The sequence below is a fragment of the Candidatus Poriferisodalis sp. genome (assembly GCF_965204125.1).
In the GTDB taxonomy this organism is placed as follows: Bacteria; Actinomycetota; Acidimicrobiia; order Acidimicrobiales; family Poriferisodalaceae; genus Poriferisodalis.
In genome coordinates, this window is the sequence record NZ_OZ241968.1 from 1,897,769 (window position 1) to 1,916,913 (window position 19,145).

Genomic DNA, 19,145 nt, shown 5'->3' on the forward strand with positions numbered 1-19,145 from the left:
TCCTTCCCTACTGAGCGATATGGGCGGTCGTCGCCGCCGGGAGCAATCCCGGCAGCGGCGGCCGCTCGTCGCGTCTAGGGATCGATCAGCACGCCGGGGTTGAGGATGCCGTTGGGGTCGAGCCGCTTCTTGGCGGCCCGGATCGCTTCGGCGAAGAGCTCGGGGCGCTGGCGGTCATACGCGTTCGGGCGGTGCATGCGGCCCACTGCGTGATGGTGCGTGCAGGTGCCGCCGGCTGCTTCGAGTGCCTCGTTGGCGGCGTCCTTGACGATCTGCCATTGCTCGATCTCGCCGCCCGGGGTGCCCATGCCCGACCACGTGTAGTACGGCGCGGGGCCGTCGGTGTAGACGTGGGTGAAGCGGCACGACAGCGTGTGATGGTCGCCGAACACCTCCGCCAGCACTGCCCCCACCTTCTCGCGCACCACTGCGTCGAATTCGGGCCACCGGTCCCAGGTGATCGCGGTTTCGAAGGTGTCGTTGATCAGCCCCAGCGAGGTCTCCACGCCGTTGCCCACGCCGATGAACGCGTTGCGCCATGCGCCGACTGCGCCGCCGCGGCCAGTGGGCGTGCCGGTGCCGTCGTCGACCTGGATCTCGTCGTCGGGCACGTGCCCGTCGCACCCGCGTGCGATCTCGACCGCCTGGGCGACGTTGTGGCGCTGGGTCAGCTCGGCCGATTCGAACGACACGATGACCAGCGCGCGCTCGCCGTCCATCCCAGCGGCGCGTCCGGCTTCGGCTGGGTCGAGGATCCGCAGGTTTGCGGGCCACAGCTTGGCCTGCACCAAGTGCCGCACAGCGTCGTAGCCGGCTTCCCATGTGGGGAACGTGATGCCTGCGGTGGCCCGGAACGTGGGGCGCTTCTGGATGCGCATCCACGCTTCGGTGATGATCCCGTAGATGCCTTCGGAGCCGATGACCATGCGGTCGGGGCTGGGCCCCGCGCCTGAGCCGGGCAGTCGCCGCGACTCCCACCAGCCCGACGGCGTGATCATCCGGGCCGACTCGACGAAGTCGTCGATGTGGGTGTGGTTGGTGGCGTAGTGACCGCCCGAGCGTGTGGCGATCCATCCGCCGAGGGTCGAGAAGCGGAACGACTGGGGGAAATGGCGCAGCGTGTGCCCGCTGGGACGCAGTTGGTCCTCGAGGTGCGGCCCGAACACGCCCGCCTGGATGCGCGCGGCCCGGGACACGTCGTCGATCTCGAGCACTTGGTCGAGCTGGTCCAGCGAGATGACCACCGTGGGCCCGCGGTCTTCAGGCGGAGTCAGGCCCCAGACCACCGACGAGCCGCCGCCGTAGGGCACGGCGATGTAGCCGTTGGCGTCGCACCAGTCGAGCGTGGCCTCCACCTCGGTCTCGTCGCGGGGATGCGCCACCACGTCCGGCGGGTTCGGGAAGTCGAGGTTGAACGCCCGCACCCGCTCGGTGAAGTGTGCGCCATAGGCATAGCGGGCCCGGTCGTACGTGCTGACCGAGCACCAGCCCGCCACCGAGTCAGGAATCGAGATGCGTGGCGCACGCAGGTCGGCATCGTCCACCGACGGCACCGGCTTGGCCACGATCTCGGTGCCGTACTGCGCCGAGAGCTTCTTGGCCAGCTCAGCCCGTTCGGTGTCACTGGGTTCTTCGGACTCCAGGCACCACGCCCAGAACGACTTGCGGTCTGCCATTGCACTACCTCCAGATGCGCCCCCCGCAAACCTAGGCGCGCCGTATCCCATTTCTCCCAGCAAGAGACGCCTTCGCCCTCGCCGCCGCGGCGTCTCAGTCTTCCGCGAGCAGCGCCCGGCTGATGACCAGCTTCTGGATCTCGCTCGTGCCTTCGCCGATGATCATCAGCGGCGCGTCGCGGTAGTAGCGCTCCACCGGGTACTCGGTGGAGAATCCGTTGCCGCCGTGGATGCGCATGGCGTCGAGCGACAGCTCGGCCGCGGTCTCCGAAGCGAACAGCTTGGCCATGCCTGCAGCTAGGTCGACCCGCTCGCCGGCATCTGCCTTGCGCGCGGCGTCGTAGGTCATCAGCCGTGCGGCGTGCAGTTTGGTGGCCATCTCGGCGATCTTGAAGGCGATCGCCTGGTGCTTGGCGATGGGCTTGCCGAAGGCTTCGCGCTGTTTCGCGTACACCAGAGCGGCGTCATAGGCCGCCTGGGCTACGCCCACGCCCCGGGCCGCCACGTTGATGCGGCCGAGTTCAAGCGCGGCGAGGGCCCAGCGGAGCCCGTTGCCGATGCCGCCATCTCCATCGAGACCGTCGCCCCCCAGCACCCGGTCTGCCGGCACCCGGTGATCCACGTAGGACATCTCGACGGTCTCCAACCCGCGGTAGCCGATCTTGTCGATCTTGCGGCTGACCGTGATGCCGCCCGAGTGCTTGCCCGGCGTTTTGTCGACCAGGAAGCAGGTGATGCCCGAGCTGCCCGAGGGGTCGCCCTCGGGCACCCGAGCCAGCAGTGCCACGATGCCCGCACGCTCGCCGTTGGTAACCCACATCTTCGTGCCGTTGATGACGAACTCGTCGCCGTCTCGCACCGCACGGCAGCGCAGCGCGCCAGCGTCGGAGCCGCTGTCGGGCTCTGACAGCGAGAAGCAGCCGCGCAGCTTGCCGGTGGCCATGCCGGCCAGCGAGCGGTCGCGCTGTTCGTCGGTGCCGAACCGGGAGATGAGCTTGGCGCAGATGAGGTGGCTGTTGACGATGCCTGCCAGCGACATCCACCCTCGCGAGAGCTCCTCGATCACCCGGGCGTAGGTGACGTGGTCGAGGTCGAGACCGCCGTGCGATTCGGGAATGGTGGCGCCGAACAGGCCGAACTCCTCCATCTGTTCGGCCATCGCGGTGGGGTACTCGTCGGCTAGCTCCAGAGCAGACGACTCGGGTACCACCACCTCGTCAACCCAGCGCCGCAGCGTCTCGATGATCTCGTCGGCGACGTCGTCTGCGGCCTCGTCGTTGTCGTGCATCGATCCTCCCAACATGGTTCGTGCCGATGCTTGCCCGTCATCGACACGACGTTGCTCCTAGCATTCGCGCCGACCGAACGCAGCAGCGAGCACGACGGAGTACGACGATGAAGACATCCATGGCGATCGGAGCGGGCGCGAGCCTCGACCCCAAGCGTCTCACCCAGCACGTGACCGATCTCGAAGCGGCCGGTGTCGACATGATCTGGGGCGGCGAGATCTACGGCTTCGACTTGGTGTCGACGCTGGCCTACGTGGCCGCTAAGACCGAGCGCATCCAGCTCATGACCGGCATCCTGCCCATCTACTCGCGCAGCCCCGCCATCATCGCCCAGACCGCCATGACCATCGACACGCTGTCCGAAGGCCGGTTCATCCTGGGGCTCGGCACCTCAGGGCCGCAGGTGATCGAGGGCTGGCACGGCGTGCCGTTCTCCAAGCCGATGGGCCGGACCCGCGACGTGATCGAGATCTGCCGCAAGGTGTGGTCGGGCGACAAGGTGGTCCACGACGGCAGCGCCGTCAGCCTGCCCTATGACGGGGGCACGGGCCTGGGCAAGCCGCTCAAGCTCATGGCCAAACCGCACCGCCGCGACATCCCGATCGCGGTTGCATCGATCGGCCCGCGCAACGTGGAGATGACCGCCGAGCTAGCCGAAGTGTGGCAGCCCATCCACTTCCTACCCGAGAAGTTCAACGACGTATGGGGTGATGCGCTGGCGGCAGGCGGTGCCAAGCGCTCCGACGATCTGACCGACCTGCAGATCGTGGCCGGCGGCACCGTGGCGATGGGCTCGGGCCCGATGGTCGACGCGGTCCGCAAGGGCGTGCGCGACAACGTGGGCTTCTACGTCGGCGGCATGGGCGCCCGCGACAGGAACTTCTACAACGACCTGTTCAAGCGCTACGGCTACGTGGACGAGGCCGAGAAGATCCAGGACCTGTTCCTGACCGGCAAGCGTGACGAGGCGTTCGCGGCGGTGCCCGACGACTACGTCGACCGGGCCAGCCTCACCGGCGACCCCGAGCGCGTGAAGGAACGCATCGAGGTGTACCGCTCGGTGGGCGTGAGCTACCTCGACATCACCATCCCGCCCGAGACCGAGAAGCCGCTCGACGTCATCTCTCAAGTCAAGGCCTGGGCCGAGTAGCCAACACCCGTGGCGGCCGGCATCGATGACACCGACGGCAACCGAGTCGGCGCCACGCGCCTGAGCGCTCGTGAGCGGTTCCTGGCCGGCGCTGAAGCACTGGGCTTGACGCCGGAGATCCTGCGTTTCCCCGAGGGCACGCGTACTGCGGAGCAGGCGGCTGCGGCGGTGGGCTGCGAGCTGGGCCAGATCGTGAAGTCGCTGGTGTTCCTGTGCGATGGTCAGCCAGTGCTGGCGCTGACCTCTGGTGCGAATCGGGTCGATACGAGGCGGTTGGGCGAGCTGCTCGGCGGCAAGATCACCCGGGCCGATGCTGAGGGTGTGCGCGAGGCCACCGGCTACGCAATCGGCGGCACACCCCCGTTCGGCCACGCGCAGGTGCTGCAGGCTGTCGTGGACCGGGCGCTGCTGACATACGAGACGGTGTGGGCTGCCGCAGGTACGCCCGACACGGTTTTCGAGCTGACGCCCGGCGAACTCGTGGATGCGAGCGGCGCGGAGGTCGCTGACTTCGTCGCTGGCTGACTGCGATGGGCTCAGCCGTGCGCGCGCTCAGCCCGCGTGCTCGGGCTCTTCGCCGTGTTCGGGCTGCTCAGCGTGCTCGGGTTCAAGATCCTCGTCGTCGGCCTGCCTGATGTCGGGCAATTCGCCTTCGACCCGCAGGTTGGGGATGATGCGGTCGAGCCAAGCCGGCAGCCACCAGTTGCGAGCGCCGAGCAGCTCCATGGTGGAGGGCACGATCAGCATGCGCACGAGCGTCGCGTCGATGGCGATGGCCGTGGCGAGGCCCAGGCCGAACAGCTTGACGACCCGTTCTTCCTCCAGCACGAAGCTGCCGAAGACCACGATCATGATCGCCGCCGCCGCGGTGATGACCCGAGCCGTCGCGGCCAGCCCGTCGGCCACGGAGTTGACCGGATCGCCGGTGCGCTCGTACTCCTCCTTCATGCGTGAGAGCAGGAAGACCTCGTAGTCCATCGACAGCCCGAACAGCACGGCGAACAGCATCATCGGGATGAACGGCTCGATCGGCGCCGGCTGGATGCCGAGCACGCTGCCGAACCAGCCCCACTGGAACACGGCCACGAGCACCCCGTAGGACGCCCCGATGGACAGCATGTTCATGATGACTGCTTTGAGCGGCACCACCAGCGAGCGGAATACGGCCATCAACAGCAGGAACGACGCCCCGAGCACCGCTCCGAAGAAGACCCACATGCGTCCGGCCAGGTAGTCGCTGAAGTCGATCTGGAAGGCCACCGTGCCGCCGACCAGAGCGTCGACGCCGGTGCCGCTCATCGTCGGCGCGATGACCTGGTCGCGCAACGTGTGGACGAGCGTCTCGGTGCCGGCGTCCTGGGGACCGGTCGCGGGCAGCACCCGGATCATCGCGGCCCCTCCGTCGGGGCTCGGGAACGGCGGGGAGGCGGCCACGACGCCATCGGTGCGGTTCAGGGAGTCGGTCAGCTCGAGCAGAGCGAGGACGTCCTGACGGCCCGAGGTCTCAGCCACGATCAGCAACGGGCCATTCGCGCCTGGGCCGAATCCATCGGCGATGAGGTCATAGGCCTTGCGTGTTGTGCTGTCGGGCGGGAAGTTGCCCTCATCGGAGAAGCCCAGCCGCAGTGCGAAGACCGGGGCGGCGGCCAGGACCAGCACGGCGGTGCCGCCGAGCGCAAACAGCCACGCTCGGCGCTGCACGACCCGGCTGAGCCGGTACCAAGCGGTGGCGCGCAGCGGCTTGGGCTGGCGGTGGTGCAGGATCCGCCTCAGCGGGTTGCGGGGGCCGCCGAACGCCCCAGCGATCAGGACCGCGGCAGCCGCAGGCAGCCCGGCCAGCAGCGGGCGAAGTCCGAGGCCGAAGCCCAGCAGCGCCACCGCCACCAGCGATGCGGCGAGCATGCCGCGTACCCGGGTGGTCGCCATCCGGTTGCGCATCAACCCCAGCACGGCGGGCAGCACGGTCATCGAACCTGCCATCACGATCGCGACGGTGATCGCCGCAGACAGCCCCAGTCCTGCGACGAATGGCAGCCCCATGAGCAGTAGTCCCAGCAGCGACACCACCACGGTCGCGCCGGCGAAGACCACCGAACGGCCCGCAGAGTCCAGCGCAGCGCCCACCGCATCGAGCGGTCCGAAGCCGCTGCGGACCCATTCTCGATAGCGGTTGAGGATGATCAGCGCGTAGTCGATGCCGACGCCGAGCCCGATCATCACCCCGAGCGTCGGGGCGATGTCGGGAACGGTTGCCAGGTTGCTGAGGATGGTGATGGTGAGCGCGCCGATGCCGACGCCGATGAGCGCCGTTCCGACGGTCACGCCCATGGCCATCACCGAGCCCACGGCGGCAATCAGCACGAAGACGGCAAACGCGAGCCCGATGGCCTCGGTTTCGGGAGGCTCCTGTCCGGCGAGCCACGCGCCGCCGACCTCTATCTGGACGCCCGGGATGTCTCGCACCCCGCTGCGGTCGATGAGTTCGGTGATGTGCTCGCCGAGCCCGCCTGCCTCGTCGATGTTGAACGAGCGGCTGATCTGGATCTCGGCAACGGCGATCTGGCCCGCATGAGGGCCCTGCTGGGCGATGAACTGGCGTCCGCCAGGGTCATACGGGGAGTTGACCGTCACCTCGTCGATGGCGTCGACAGTGGCGAACAGGTCGGTGAGCGTTGATCGCACGGCCGGGTCGTTCACTCCGGAACTCGACCTGACCACGATTGAGCCGCCGATGTTGGCTCCGATGTCGCCGAAGTGTGTGGACAGCACATCGGCGGCGCGGTCGCTCTCGGAATCAGGGGTGTTGAGCGCTGCGCCGAATGACGGCCCGACGATTCCAGCCAGCAGGCCGACCGTGACGGCGAATCCGAGCCATGCAACAAAGACACGCCACGGGTTCCGGAAGCACCACTGACCGAGCGCGATGTACATGGTCGGCGTCCTTCCGTGCTGGTGAGCGTTGCTGTGGCGCAGCGAGACTGCTGGTGCCCGGTGCGCAGCCCTCAATGAGAGTCAGCCGGGCAAGCTACCGCCGCACGGCGCTGCGACACTGCGTAGCGAATGAACCGAGGAGGCAGCACGTGGCTGTGACCAAGCTGAACGACGCAGGACTGCGCCGACATCGAGTCGGGCTCGTCCGCTGGGCCGCGGCGGCCATCGCCATGTTGCTGGCGGTGCCGCTGGCAGCGTTGCCGTCGGGTGCCCAAGCCGATGACGACGGCGATGCAACGCCCACGCTCATCTCTGCGGGTCCGGTGACGCTCACGATCCTGCACAACAACGACGGCGAATCGAAGCTGCTGCCCGATTCCGAGTCGGGCTTTCCAGGCGTGGCGCGGTTCGTTGCTGCGATGCGCGAACTGCAGGCCGCTGCCGCCGATACCGGACCGGTGGTGACGTTGACGTCTGGCGACAACTTCCTGGCATCGCTGGAACTCGGCGTGTCGCTTGACCGCGACGGTCCGATGTACGACTCGGTTGCGCTCAGCGGCATCTACGACGCCATGGCGCTCGGCAACCACGATTTCGATTTCGGACCCGACGTGACAGCCCGCTTCATCGAGGGGTTCGACCCGCCGATCCCGTTCCTGAGCGCCAATATCGACGTGTCAGCCGAACCGGCCTTGGCGGCCCTAGCCGAACGGGGATTGGTGGCGCCGTCGACGGTGATCGAGACCGGCGGCGAGCGCATCGGTGTGATCGGCGCGGTGACGCCGTGGCTCCCGAACATCTCCAGTCCGCGCAAGGTGGTGGTGAGCGCAGTGCTGCCCGCGGTGCAGGCCGAAGCTGATCGCCTGACCGCTGATGGCGTTGACAAGATCATCCTCGTCAGCCACCTGCAAGACGTGAGGGAAGAGGAGGCGCTGGTTGTCGGGCTCACCGGCGTGGACGTGATCATCGCCGGCGGCGGCGATGACCTCCTGGCGAACCCCGGCGACACCTGCCAGCCCGATGAGAAGCCGGTGGGGCCGTACCCGACGTGGGTCGACGATGCAGCGGGCAGCCGGGTGCCGGTAGTGACCGCTCCCGGCGGCTACCGCTGCATCGGCAAGCTGGAGGTGACCTTCGACGCCGACGGCAACGTCACCGCCGCGGTGGGCGCTTCGATCGGGATAGCGCTCGACCGCGATCCCGATGCCACGGTGCAGTCCGATGTGGTGGAGCCGCTGACCGCAGAGGTGGCCCTAGTGGGCAGCACCGCCCTCGGCACGAGCGACGTCGATCTCGAAGGCCGCAAGCTGGTTTTGCGCACCCAGTCCACCAACGTCGGCAGCCTGATGGCCGACGCGTTGCGGGTGCGCGGCGCGCATCTCGCCCCTGGCTTCGGCGTGGCGGCCCCGCAGGTGGCGGTGACCAATGGCGGCGGGCTCCGCAACGACTCGGTCATCGGTGCGGGCACCGTAAGCGTGGGCACCACCTGGGACATCGCCCCCTTCAATAACGTGCTCGTGACCGCCGAGGTGCCGCGTGCCACGCTGGCCGAGCTGCTCGAGCGGGCGCTGAGCGTCTTGCCGCGAGCGACGGGACAGTTCCCGCATGTCTCGGGCATGACCGTCGTTTACGACCCCAACGGCGCGGGGCAGGGCATCGACCGTGACGGCGACTGCGCGCTCATCGAACCCGCTGGCACGCGGTTGCGTGAGGTGACCTTGGACGACGGCACCTTGATCGTCACGGGCGGCGAGGTGGTGCCGGGTGACCCGGTGGCCTTGGCGACTCTGGACTTCTTGGCGAACGGCGGCGACTGTTACCCGCTCGATGACCTCTCGTTCACGCGGCTGGGCGTCACCTACCAGCAGGCATTGGCGGATTACATCGCCGAAGACCTGGACGGAATGATCAGCGCTGAGCAGTACCCCGTCGACGGCGGCAACCGGGTGATGGCGCTGGCATCCGAGGAAGCGCCCGAGGACGGCGACTACATGCTCTACACCGTGCAACCTGGCGACTTCCTCTGGAAGATCGCGGCGGCGCACCTGGGCCACGGGGCACGCTGGCCGCTCATCTTCGAGGCGAACGAAGGCCGCGAGCAGGCCTATGGCGGTGCGCTGACCGACCCGGACGTGATCCTGGTGGGCTGGGTGCTGCGCATCCCATTGGTGGGGTGAGTGGCCCGACCGGTCTCGGCTACTTCAGACTCGATCACCACGGTGCGTCCGGTGACCGATTCGAGCAGTTCGCTGCGGGCTCGGGCAGTGAAGAGTTCGACGGAGGTGTCAACACCGGGTGAGACGCGTGCGACCAGTCGGAGTTCGCCGTCGGGCTGCATGCCCGACTCCCCAGGCTCGTGCGCGACGCGGATGCGTGTCACCACCTGACGATTGGAGCGGTCAAGGCCGATCGCCACGCGCAGCATGGCCGCCATCCAGCGCACCTTGTTCTTGTCTGCTGAACCCAGCGAGGCGAATTCAGCGTGCTTGGACTTGGGCGCGCTCTTGCGGTGATAGCGAGCGACCTGGGCGATGATCTCGATCTCGCGTTCGGTGAAGCCCGTGAGGTGCTCGCTGTTGCGGATGATGTAGTAGCTGTGACGGTGGTGGGCGCTGTGGGAGATGAATATCCCCACGTTGTGCAGCAGCGAGGCTGCCTCGAACAGCTCCCGGTCTTCTTCGCCGAGCCCGTGCTGAGAACTCAGGCCGTCGAACAACTCCAGTGCCAGGTCGGTGATGTGCTCGGCGTGTCCCAGGTCCTCGTGGTAGCTGTTCGCCACGTACATGACTCCCGAGCGCCGCAGGTCTTCGAGACGGTGGAATGGGTCCAGCCCCGGTGCAGCCGCTCGCCGCATCTGCTCGAACAGGATCCCCTCCCGCAGGGCGTAGTCGGATACTTCCATGCGCTTGATGCCAAGCAGCTTGAACGTCTCCGACAGCAACAGCGCGCCGCCCACGATGATGTCGGCTCGGCGTTCCTCCAGCCCTTCGATGTCGAGCCGGCGCGCCGGAGTCGTGGCATTGGCGAGATCTGCTGTGAGGGAACGCAGCTCCTTGCCTGTGAACGACAGCCGGCCGGTACGGCTGTCGCGATCGCCGCGCCGGATGGCGCACATGCGCGCCAAGGCCATGATGGTTCCCGACGAGCCGACAGCAGTCTCGAAACCGAGCTCACCGATCTCGGCTGGCAAGTGGCCGAGGAACGACTCGATGTGGATGCGGCACTCGCGAACGGCACGCTTACGCGAGCGGCCCTCGGGGAAGAAGCGGTCGGTGAGCCGGATTGAGCCGAGCTTGAGACTGCGCATCAGCAGCGGCTCGGCACCGTCGCCGACGATGAACTCAGTGGAGCCGCCGCCGATGTCGATGACCAGGTGCCGCTTGTCGAGCACCGGGACGGCCGCCATCACGCCCAGATGGATCAGTCGGGCCTCCTCGACGCCGGAGACCACTTGGATGTCCACGCCGGCCTCGGAGAGGGCCCGCGCCACAAACTCGCCTCGGTTGTCGGCCTCGCGTACCGCACTGGTGGCCACGGCTGTGACGGTGGCAGCGCCGGCGTGATCAGCGATGCGCCGCATGCGGTCGAGCACCGCGATGCCGCGATCCATGGCATCGGCGGTAAGGCGCTTCATGTCCTCGCCGCCCGATCCCAGCCGGACCGGCTCGCGTTCGCGTGTCAGCACTTCGAAATGGCCATCTGCGTCGACCGATGCGACAACGAGGTGGAACGAGTTCGTTCCGACATCGATCGCCGCGATGACGCTCACGCATCGCAACGCTAGAGGGAGCGGCGCGCGGCCCAGATGATGTCGGCTCAGCAGATGGCTGCGGTCGGCCCGCCATGACGCCCCACTAGCGTTCCGCCGATGGCGACACACGCGACCCAGATCGTGCCTCGATTCGGCGAGCTGGATCCGTACAACCACGTCAACCACGCGGTTTATGTGTCGTATTTTGAAGCGGCCCGCTGCCTGGCGCTGGAATCCGCCGATCTCGCGTTGCCGGACCTCTCAGATCAAGATGTCCAGATCGTGGTGACGAACCTTGAGGTGCGCTTCCGGGCGCCTGCGACCGCCCGCGACACGCTGCGCGTCGAGACTGAATTGGTCGAGCGTCGCCGTGCGAGCACGCGGTGGCAGCAGCGGATCATCCGCGAGTCCGACGATGCGGTGCTGGTGGAGGGCCACTTGACAGCGGCCATCTGCGACAACAGCGGCAAGCCCCGTCGCCCGCCTCCTGGCCTGATGGACAAGTTCGGCGCGCTGACCCCCGGCTAGACCACCGGGGACAATCCGCCGCCCGTGCTGGTTGCGACGGCGGACTGGCCTCAGACCACCGGGGACAATCCGCCGCCCGTGCTGGTTGCGACGGCGGACTGGCCTCAGACCACCGGGGACAATCCGCCGTCGATGTTGATTGCGGTGCCGGTGACGTAGCTGGCGGCGTCGCTGGCGAGGAACAGGGCCAGGTTGGCGAACTCTTGGGCGTCGCCCATGCGCCCGACGGGGATGCGATTCCCGATGGCCGCGGTGTAGTCCTCGAAGGCGGTGTCGTGACCCTCGCGTTCCCAGCGTGTCTGCCACTGGTGGGTCACCAGCAGTCCGGTGATGAGGGCATTCACCAGCACGCCGTCAGGGGCAAATTCTGACGCCAGCGCCTTGGTCATCGCCAGGCCGGCGGCACGACTCGCTGAGGTGGGGCACGTCTGCGCGCTCGCTGCCTTCGCACCGACGTTCAGCGAGTTGATGATGCGGCCCCAGCGCTGATCGCGCATGTGGGGAATGCAAAGTCGGCAGAGGCGTACTGCCGAGAAGAGCTTCAGATTGAGGTCGTCCTGCCAGTCGTCATCGTCGATGTCGAGAAATGGCTTCGCATTCGATGTCCCGGAGTTGTTCACGAGGATGTCGATCGGGCCGCAGGCCTCCACCGCCTCGGTGTGGGCCCGCGCAACCTCGTCGGCCCGCCGGACGTCGGCCGAAATGGCTGCGTGAGCCGCGCCAGGGTTTGCAGCTCGGAGTGCGCCGAGCGTGTCATCAAGCACCGCCTGGTCGCGGGCGACTACCGCCACCGCGGCACCTGCAGCCGCAAAGGTCTCGGCCATCGCCCGTCCCAGACCTCGGCTGCCCCCGGTGATCAGCGCTGTGCGGCCGTCAAGTCTCAATTCCATACGCGCACCATATTTGTGGGCGCTGTCTCGCGCTCAATCTGGGCGCTGCCGACCACCGGGCCCGGTGCGCTGGGGCCAGTCGTGCGCGACCATGTGGCATGCGCACGGGACTGGTGACCGGCAAGGAACAGTTCGAGCTACGGGAGGTCGACGAGCCGACGCCCGGGCCGGGCGAGGCGCTGGTGGAGATCTCGCTCTGCGGGATCTGCGGCAGCGACGTGCATGCCTATGCCGAAGGCTGGCCCTACGCGCCGGGAATCTGCGGCCACGAGTGGGTCGGCAACGTAGTTGCTGTGGATGCTGATGTTCAGGTAGTGGGCATGGGCGACCGCGTCACGGGCGGGTTGGCACCGGGCTGCGGCCAGTGCCCGGAATGCCGCGCCGATCACCCCGCCTACTGCTCCACAGCGCGCTCGTACTACATGGGCCCGAAGGCGCCGGCCTCGGGAGGTTTCGCGCCGTACATGGCGGCGAGCGCGGACCGACTGGTGCGCGTGCCCGACGAGCTCACCGACGACGACGCTGCGGTGATCGAGCCCGCTTCGGTTGCGTTGCACGCGGTACGTCGCAGCCGAATGCGAGCGGGCGACGTGACGTGCGTCGTGGGCTGCGGACCGATCGGCCTGCTGGTCGCCCAGTGCGCTCGCCTCGCGGGAGCGGGGACGGTGATTGCGATCGAACCCGACGCCGACCGGCGCCGCCTCGCGTTCGAAGTCGGGGCCGATATGGCTGTGGAACCCGGCGCAGAGATGCGCGAGGCGGTGAATGAGGTCACCGGTGGCTTGCGGGCCGACATCGCATTCGACTGTGCCGGCATCCCGCAGACGATCCAGCAGTCGGTGGACATGGTGCGCTACGGCGGCTCGGTCTGCATTGTGGGCGTGACCGGCAGCGATGCGGTGATCCGACCGAACCGCTGGCTGTTCAAGGAGATTTCGGTGGACACGTCGCTGGCGTTCACGCTCGACGAGATGCGCGCCGCGGCCGGCTTCATCGCCGATGGCCGCATCAGCGTCGCCCCGCTGGTGCAGGGCACGATCACGCTCGATGAGCTGCCGCAGACGATTGACGATCTCGCGACGCGGCGCAATGCGGCGATCAAGCTGCTGGTCGATCCCACTGCCGGCTGAACGGATCGGGATGTTCTCCTGGCTTCAACGGCAGGCACCCCGAACTCGGCCGTACGCTCTGTGCAGATCTGTTGAATCGGAGCGAGCAGCCAGAACGGGGGTCGCATGAGCTGGGAGCCTGAGATCGCTGAGCTGCGCCGCCGCGAAGCGTTCGCTGAAGCGCTGGGCGGGCCCGACAAGGTCGAGCGCCAGCACTTCTTCGGCAAGATGACGGTGCGCGAGCGCATCGACGTCATGGCGGACAAGGGCTCGTTCCACGAGATCGGCAAGACCGCCGGCGTCGCCGAATACGACGATCACGGCAATCTCGTCCACCTGACGCCGTCCAACTTCATCTTCGGCCTCGCCCGCATCGACGATCGGCCTGTTGTCCTTTCCGGTGACGACTTCACCGTGCGCGGCGGCTCCTCGGACGCCACCATTCCCGAGAAGCGCAACGCCGCCGAGTCCATGGCCTATGAGATGCGACTGCCGCACATCCGCCTGGTGGACGGCATGGGCGGCGGCGGCTCGGTCAAGTCCATCGAGATGGCAGGCCGCACGTACATCCCCGAGCTGCGGGGCTGGGACGTCATCGTGAACCACCTCTCGGTGGCACCGTCAGTGTCGCTGGCGCTGGGCTCGGTGGCGGGCATCGGTGCCGCCCGTGTGGCCACAGCGCACTACTCGGTCATCGTGCGCGACACCGCGCAGATGATGATCGCCGGGCCGGCACTGGTCGAGCAGGCGTCGCTGGGCGATCACGGCAAGGAAGAACTCGGCCACGCCGACATCCACACGGCCAACGGCGCCATCGACGATGTAGTCGACAGCGAGGACGAGGCGTTCGAGCGCGCACGCCGCTTCCTGTCGTACCTGCCCGCCAACGTGGACGAGCTGCCCGAGCGTGTGCTGAGCGGCGACAGCCCGCAGCGGCGCGACGACGATCTGATCTCGATTGTGCCCCGCGAGCCACGGCGCGTCTACAAGATGCGCTCGATCATCGAGTCGGTCTGCGACCAGGGCAGCTTCTTCGAGATCGGCAGTCGCTGGGGGCGGTCGATCATCACTGGACTGGCACGCCTCGACGGGTGGCCGGTGGCGATCTTCGGCGAGGATCCGTACGTGTACGGCGGCGGCTGGACGGCCGACAGCTGCCGCAAGCTCATCCGGCTGCTCGACACCGCCTCCACGTTCCATCTGCCGGTGGTGCATCTCGCGGACTGCCCGGGCTTTCTGATCGGCAAGGAATCTGAGGAGAGCGGGACGATCCGATTCGGTTCGGCGGCGTTGGCCGCTCTCGGTCAGCTGGCTGCGCCATTCGCCTGTGTGGTCATCCGCAAGGCATTCGGCGTCGCAGGTGCGGCCAACAACAAGCCGGGTGCCCGCAGCTTCCGGGTGGCATGGCCCTCGGGCGACTGGGGCTCGCTGCCCATCGAAGGCGGCCTCGAGGTGGCCTACAAGCAGGACCTGGCCGACAGTGAGACGCCCGACGAGCTGCTCGAAGAAATCCGTGAGCGGCTCAACAGCGTTCGCTCGCCGCACCGCTCTGCGGAGTTCTTCGAGATCGAGGAGATCATCGACCCCCGCGACACCCGTCCGGTGCTGTGCGAGTGGGTGGACCTGGCCCGCCGCTCGCTCCGCCCCGGGCCGTCTGCGTTCGGTTACCGGCCCTGAGCCAACCACCCTGTCGCGTGGCAGACTCAGCGACGAGCTGAGCTGTCAGCCAAGCAGGGGAGCGCGCCCATGGATCCGACCTACACCGACGAGGCCGAGGACTACCGGGAGAAGATCCAGGCCTTCCTGGCAGAGCACCTGCCCTCGAACTGGTCCGGCATGGGCGCCCTCGACGACGAGGCTGCAGACCGCTTCAGCGAGGAATGGCGGGCGTTGCTGTCGGAGAATCAGCTGCTGGCCGTCTCGTGGCCGGTCGAGTACGGCGGAGCGGGGCTCAGCGAGGTCGAGCGGATCGTGCTGGCCGAGGAATTCGCCAAGGCTGGCGTGCCCACCGGGGGCGACAACGACGGGTTCAGCATCACGATGGTCGGCAACGCCATCATCGAGTGCGGCACCGAAGAGCAGAAGCGCCACTTCCTGCCCAAGATCATCTCGGGCGAGCACCGCTGGTGCCAGGGATACAGCGAACCCGACAGCGGCTCGGACCTCGCCAACCTGGGCACCCGCGCCGTGCTCGACGGTGACGAGTGGGTGATCAACGGCCAGAAAATCTGGACCTCCAGCGGGCACACCGCCAACTGGATTTTCGTGCTGTGCCGCACCAATCCCACCGAGGCCAAGCACCGGGGCATCTCCTTCCTGCTGGTGCCGGTGGATCAGCCCGGCGTGGAGATGCGCCCGATCATCAACATCAACAACCGGCACGACTTCAACGAAGTCTTCTTCACCGACGCCAAGACGGCGAAGGAGAACGTGGTCGGCGACGTGAACGACGGCTGGAGGGTGGCGAACGTGCTGCTGGGATTTGAGCGGGGCCACGGCGCCACCACCGACGCGCTGCGCTTCCGCGATGAACTCAATCGCATCACTGAGGTCGCATTGGAGCGGGGCGCCAACGACGACCCGCTCGTACGCCAAGATCTCGCCCGGGCCCACACCAAGGTCGAGATCATGAAGTGGATGGGCCAGCGCAACGTCACCAACGTGCTGGCCGGCAATGCACCTGGGCCCGAGTCGTCGCTGCACAAGCTCCTGTGGAGCGAGTATCACCACTGGGTCACCGAGCTGTCTCTGGACCTGCTGGGCATGGAGGCGACGGCTCCCAGCGGCCATCCGGCGGCGAACGGCATCAATACCGATGCCGTGGGAGCAGAGTTCTCGTCGCTGTCGTGGGTCCAGACGTTCATGGGCGCCCGTCCGGGCACGATCTACGCGGGCACGTCGGAGGTGCAGCGCAACATCGTCGGCGACCGGGTGCTCGGGCTGCCGCGTGAACCGCGTGCCGACGGAGGCCCGTGGAATCAGATCGGCAAGAACTGATCCGGGCAGAACGAGACCTGTACGAACGAGGCGCGCACGCGCACACACCCACGACTGAAGGGAACTGATCATGGAATTGCGACTTGACGGCAAGACCGCGCTGGTGACCGGCGGCTCAGCCGGCATCGGCAAGGGCATCGCGAAGTCGTTCGCCGATGCGGGCGCGAACGTGATGATCACGAGCCGCAAGGCCGACAAGTGCGAGGCCGCTGTGGCCGATATCGGTGGCGAATGCGATTTCATCGCTGCGCACATCGGCCATCTCGACCAGGCTGAGCGGGTGCTGGGCGCGACCATCGAGCGCTATGGCTCGCTGGACATCCTGGTGAACAACGCGGCAACCAACCCGTGGGCCGGTCCCATGGTCGACTGCGACGTGCCGCGGCTCGACAAGACCTACGAAGTGAACCTGCGGGCGCCGCTGCAGTGGACCCAGACGGCATGGCAGATGTGGATGTCTGAGCACGGCGGCTCCGTCATCAACATCGCCTCGGTGGGCGGCCATCACACCTCCGAGGCGCTCGGCGTGTACTGCATGTTCAAGGACGCGCTGATGCACATGACCCGCCAGCTCGCTGCCGAGCTGGGGCCGAAGGTGCGTGTGAACTGCATCGCTCCGGGGCTCATCCGCACCGATTTTGCGCGGGTGCTGTGGGACGGGCCGCGCGGCAAGATGATCGCCGACCAGCTGCCGATGAAGCGGCTGGGCGAGCCGTCCGACATCGGCGAGGCAGCACTGTTTCTTTCGGCGGCTGCGACATGGCTGACCGGCCACGTCATGGACATCGACGGCGGCGAGTGCGTGAAGATCTCCGGAGAGCTGCCGCTCGAAGAGGGCTAGCCGGGCTGCTCTGACCCTGTGCTGAGCCGCTGGTCAGTCGGCGGCGAACCCTGGCAGCGCCGCGAGCCAGCCGGCGACTGCGCGGGGATCCTCGACCATCGCGTTGTGGCCGAGGCCGCCGAACACATGTGGCTCGGCAACGCCTGCGGTCAGCGGGTTCGCTGACGCTGCTGCGGCCAGATCGTCGTGATGGTCGGCTGCGACTAGCGGATCGCGCTCGCCGATCGCCATGGAGATCGGGCACTTTGTCGCCGGCAGCAATGCCGCGAGATCGGGCGGACCGACACTCACGGTGGCGGGATCCTGTGACGCACGCCAAGGCAGTTCCTGGCCCGAGTCGTGGGCCACGCCGGCGTCAATCGCTGCCGCCAGGCGCGGATCGTCGGCCGGGATCACGCCGAACAGACCCGACAGCTTCAAGAACCACTCAGCGGCTGCCTGGCGGTCGTCGAACCCTCGCGGCGGCCGGGCAGCGAGACCGTCGATGCGGGCCAGCTCTTCGTCGGACCAGCGGATCTTGACGCCGATTGTGGCGGCCGATGCTGGAGCGGGACCGAACCAGCCTGACGCGAGCGCGAGCGCAACGGCGCCGCCCATGGAGTGCCCGACGACGGCGTAGGGCTCCGCTGCGTACTCGCTGTGCAGCGCTGCTGCGACGTCGGCTGCCATCGCCCCGAACGAGTAATGGCCGGTCCACGCGGCCCGTCCGTGCCCTCGGAAGTCTGGCGCCAGCACTGAAGTGCCGCGAACGCTGAGCAGCTCGGCCACGCCGTCCCACACATGGCGGTTGGCGCCGAGCCCGTGCAGCAGCACCAACACCGGCCGCTCAGCCATCGCAGCGCCCGACCCGCGGTTGGCTTTGCCTGAGGCGGCTGCGGGCAGTGCCATGCCCGTCTTGAGTGCTCATCGGGGCCGCTCGCCGTAGTCGCCGTGGGGAGCGTCGCGCTCAGCGATCACTTGGCGGAATCCCTTCGTCTCGAAATCCTCCACCCAGCGGTAGGCCTCTTCGGTGTGGCGGGTCACGCCATCGAAGAACGTGCCGAGTAGTTGGCTGGTGCGCAGGCCCATGTTCTCGTAGGCCTGGTTGATCAGCAGCTTGTTGAGCGCGAGCTGGTTGGCAGGGATGTGCGCCAACCGCCGGGCGAACGCCTCGACCTGCTCGCTGAGCTCGTCGGGCGGGTGCACGTAGGCGACGAGCCCGATGCGGTGGGCGGTTTCGGCGTCGATGGCGTCGCCCGACAGCAGGAATTGCTTGGCGTGCTCGAGGCCCAGCCGGTACACCCACATCATCGTGGTGGGCGTGCCGTAGATGCGGGATGGGGCGTAGCCGATGTGGGCGTCATCGGCCATGAACAGCAGATCGCAGCACAGGATCATGTCGGTGGCGCCGCCGATCGCCCAGCCGTGGATCTGGCCCAGCACCGGCTTGGGGCACTCCCAGATCTTCATGAACCGCTTGACGTTGTGGCCCATGAACTGCCAGTCGCGCACCGGGTCCCAGGCGCCTGCGCGCGGCTTGGGGCCTGGCGCGCTGTAGGGGCTGCCCCACGAGTCGTACAGCTCGTCGTGCGTGCCCCCGCTCGAGGTCTGTCCCGACGCCGTCGGGGTGCCGCCGCCTGGATTCAGGTCGTAGCCGGCGGTAAGCGTGGGGCCGTTGCCGCGGAGCACGATCGAGCGAACGTTGCGGGACGCTGTCGCCCGGTCGATGCCATCCGCCACCCCGGCAATGACGGCTTCGGTCAGCGTGTTCATGCGTTCGGGCCGGTTCAGCGTGATGAACGCGACCGTGTCGACCTCGTCATAGAGCACCACCGGCTCGGGCTCGCCGGTGCCTTCAGTCCCTCCGGCGGTTCCCGCGTCTCCCGCGTCGGTATTCATGGCGCGGACGCTAGCTGCGCGCGCCCCAGCGCATGGCTGCGAGGGCCGGCGGGCGGCGGAGGACCGGGGTGTCTCGGGCGGTGCGGCGACGGAAAACGGGCGAGC

15 protein-coding genes are annotated in these 19,145 nt (G+C 67.7%); 8 read left to right on the forward strand and 7 right to left on the reverse strand.

Going from position 1 to position 19,145, the window contains the following annotated elements; all coding sequences use genetic code 11:
- Positions 1-74 precede the first annotated feature (74 nt).
- Positions 75-1,676 carry an FAD-binding oxidoreductase gene (locus ACOGXD_RS08985; protein ID WP_419914319.1) on the reverse strand — a complete coding sequence of 534 codons (1,602 nt, stop codon included), beginning with the start codon at positions 1,674-1,676 and terminating at the stop codon, positions 75-77.
- Between the two features lie 94 nt (positions 1,677-1,770).
- Complete coding sequence (locus ACOGXD_RS08990; protein WP_419914322.1) at positions 1,771-2,964, reverse strand: acyl-CoA dehydrogenase family protein; 1,194 nt, start codon at positions 2,962-2,964, stop codon at positions 1,771-1,773.
- A 107-nt stretch (positions 2,965-3,071) separates the two neighbouring features.
- On the opposite strand from ACOGXD_RS08990, the gene ACOGXD_RS08995 reads away from it, so the two are divergent.
- Positions 3,072-4,115: an LLM class F420-dependent oxidoreductase gene (locus ACOGXD_RS08995; RefSeq protein WP_419914324.1), complete on the forward strand. Its 1,044-nt coding sequence runs from the start codon at positions 3,072-3,074 to the stop codon at positions 4,113-4,115.
- Between the two features lie 9 nt (positions 4,116-4,124).
- Positions 4,125-4,640, forward strand: coding sequence for a YbaK/EbsC family protein (locus tag ACOGXD_RS09000; RefSeq protein WP_419914326.1), 516 nt, complete (start codon positions 4,125-4,127; stop codon positions 4,638-4,640).
- 27 nt (positions 4,641-4,667) lie between these two features.
- Here ACOGXD_RS09000 and ACOGXD_RS09005 read toward each other — a convergent pair whose 3' ends face one another.
- A complete protein-coding gene (locus ACOGXD_RS09005; RefSeq protein WP_419914328.1) occupies positions 4,668-7,046 on the reverse strand; it encodes an MMPL family transporter in 2,379 nt (792 codons plus the stop codon).
- Positions 7,047-7,195: 149 nt separating this feature from the next.
- Between ACOGXD_RS09005 and ACOGXD_RS09010 the strand changes: the two genes are divergently transcribed.
- A complete protein-coding gene (locus ACOGXD_RS09010; protein WP_419914330.1) occupies positions 7,196-9,223 on the forward strand; it encodes a 5'-nucleotidase C-terminal domain-containing protein in 2,028 nt (675 codons plus the stop codon).
- Here the strand turns inward: ACOGXD_RS09010 and ACOGXD_RS09015 are convergent.
- Positions 9,151-10,815: a Ppx/GppA phosphatase family protein gene (locus tag ACOGXD_RS09015; protein ID WP_419914332.1), complete on the reverse strand. Its 1,665-nt coding sequence runs from the start codon at positions 10,813-10,815 to the stop codon at positions 9,151-9,153. The genes ACOGXD_RS09010 and ACOGXD_RS09015 overlap by 73 nt on opposite strands.
- Positions 10,816-10,914: 99 nt before the next feature.
- Between ACOGXD_RS09015 and ACOGXD_RS09020 the strand changes: the two genes are divergently transcribed.
- The gene (locus tag ACOGXD_RS09020; protein ID WP_419914334.1) at positions 10,915-11,325 is read left to right on the forward strand and encodes an acyl-CoA thioesterase; all 411 of its coding nucleotides are present in this window, start codon (positions 10,915-10,917) and stop codon (positions 11,323-11,325) included.
- 104 nt (positions 11,326-11,429) lie between these two features.
- Here ACOGXD_RS09020 and ACOGXD_RS09025 read toward each other — a convergent pair whose 3' ends face one another.
- Positions 11,430-12,215: an SDR family NAD(P)-dependent oxidoreductase gene (locus tag ACOGXD_RS09025; protein WP_419914336.1), complete on the reverse strand. Its 786-nt coding sequence runs from the start codon at positions 12,213-12,215 to the stop codon at positions 11,430-11,432.
- Positions 12,216-12,313: 98 nt separating this feature from the next.
- Here ACOGXD_RS09025 and ACOGXD_RS09030 point away from each other — a divergent pair, with 98 nt between their 5' ends.
- From ACOGXD_RS09030 to ACOGXD_RS09045, 4 genes are all read left to right on the forward strand, one after another.
- Positions 12,314-13,345, forward strand: coding sequence for a zinc-dependent alcohol dehydrogenase (locus ACOGXD_RS09030; protein WP_419914338.1), 1,032 nt, complete (start codon positions 12,314-12,316; stop codon positions 13,343-13,345).
- A gap of 105 nt (positions 13,346-13,450) precedes the next feature.
- A complete protein-coding gene (locus ACOGXD_RS09035; protein WP_419914340.1) occupies positions 13,451-15,001 on the forward strand; it encodes an acyl-CoA carboxylase subunit beta in 1,551 nt (516 codons plus the stop codon).
- 69 nt (positions 15,002-15,070) lie between these two features.
- Positions 15,071-16,321 (forward strand): acyl-CoA dehydrogenase family protein, encoded by a 1,251-nt coding sequence (locus ACOGXD_RS09040; RefSeq protein WP_419914342.1) that lies wholly within the window; start codon positions 15,071-15,073, stop codon positions 16,319-16,321.
- A gap of 70 nt (positions 16,322-16,391) precedes the next feature.
- A complete protein-coding gene (locus ACOGXD_RS09045; RefSeq protein WP_419914344.1) occupies positions 16,392-17,162 on the forward strand; it encodes an SDR family oxidoreductase in 771 nt (256 codons plus the stop codon).
- Positions 17,163-17,195: 33 nt separating this feature from the next.
- On the opposite strand, the gene ACOGXD_RS09050 is transcribed toward ACOGXD_RS09045, so the two are convergent.
- Positions 17,196-18,050, reverse strand: coding sequence for an alpha/beta fold hydrolase (locus ACOGXD_RS09050; protein WP_419914346.1), 855 nt, complete (start codon positions 18,048-18,050; stop codon positions 17,196-17,198).
- 15 nt (positions 18,051-18,065) lie between these two features.
- The gene (locus ACOGXD_RS09055; protein ID WP_419914349.1) at positions 18,066-19,040 is read right to left on the reverse strand and encodes a crotonase/enoyl-CoA hydratase family protein; all 975 of its coding nucleotides are present in this window, start codon (positions 19,038-19,040) and stop codon (positions 18,066-18,068) included.
- Positions 19,041-19,145: the final 105 nt, after the last annotated feature.

What these genes read in the sequence shown, in the direction of transcription:
- ACOGXD_RS08995 (WP_419914324.1), top strand. Translation starts at nt 3,072, where the DNA reads ATGAAGACATCCATGGCGATCGGAGCGGGCGCGAGCCTCGACCCCAAG.
- ACOGXD_RS09055 (WP_419914349.1), bottom strand. Translation starts at nt 19,040, where the DNA reads ATGAATACCGACGCGGGAGACGCGGGAACCGCCGGAGGGACTGAAGGC.
- ACOGXD_RS09020 (WP_419914334.1), top strand. Translation starts at nt 10,915, where the DNA reads ATGGCGACACACGCGACCCAGATCGTGCCTCGATTCGGCGAGCTGGAT.
- ACOGXD_RS09045 (WP_419914344.1), top strand. Translation starts at nt 16,392, where the DNA reads ATGGAATTGCGACTTGACGGCAAGACCGCGCTGGTGACCGGCGGCTCA.
- ACOGXD_RS08985 (WP_419914319.1), bottom strand. Translation starts at nt 1,676, where the DNA reads ATGGCAGACCGCAAGTCGTTCTGGGCGTGGTGCCTGGAGTCCGAAGAA.
- ACOGXD_RS09005 (WP_419914328.1), bottom strand. Translation starts at nt 7,046, where the DNA reads ATGTACATCGCGCTCGGTCAGTGGTGCTTCCGGAACCCGTGGCGTGTC.
- ACOGXD_RS09040 (WP_419914342.1), top strand. Translation starts at nt 15,071, where the DNA reads ATGGATCCGACCTACACCGACGAGGCCGAGGACTACCGGGAGAAGATC.
- ACOGXD_RS09030 (WP_419914338.1), top strand. Translation starts at nt 12,314, where the DNA reads ATGCGCACGGGACTGGTGACCGGCAAGGAACAGTTCGAGCTACGGGAG.
- ACOGXD_RS09025 (WP_419914336.1), bottom strand. Translation starts at nt 12,215, where the DNA reads ATGGAATTGAGACTTGACGGCCGCACAGCGCTGATCACCGGGGGCAGC.
- ACOGXD_RS09050 (WP_419914346.1), bottom strand. Translation starts at nt 18,050, where the DNA reads ATGGCACTGCCCGCAGCCGCCTCAGGCAAAGCCAACCGCGGGTCGGGC.
- ACOGXD_RS08990 (WP_419914322.1), bottom strand. Translation starts at nt 2,964, where the DNA reads ATGCACGACAACGACGAGGCCGCAGACGACGTCGCCGACGAGATCATC.
- ACOGXD_RS09035 (WP_419914340.1), top strand. Translation starts at nt 13,451, where the DNA reads ATGAGCTGGGAGCCTGAGATCGCTGAGCTGCGCCGCCGCGAAGCGTTC.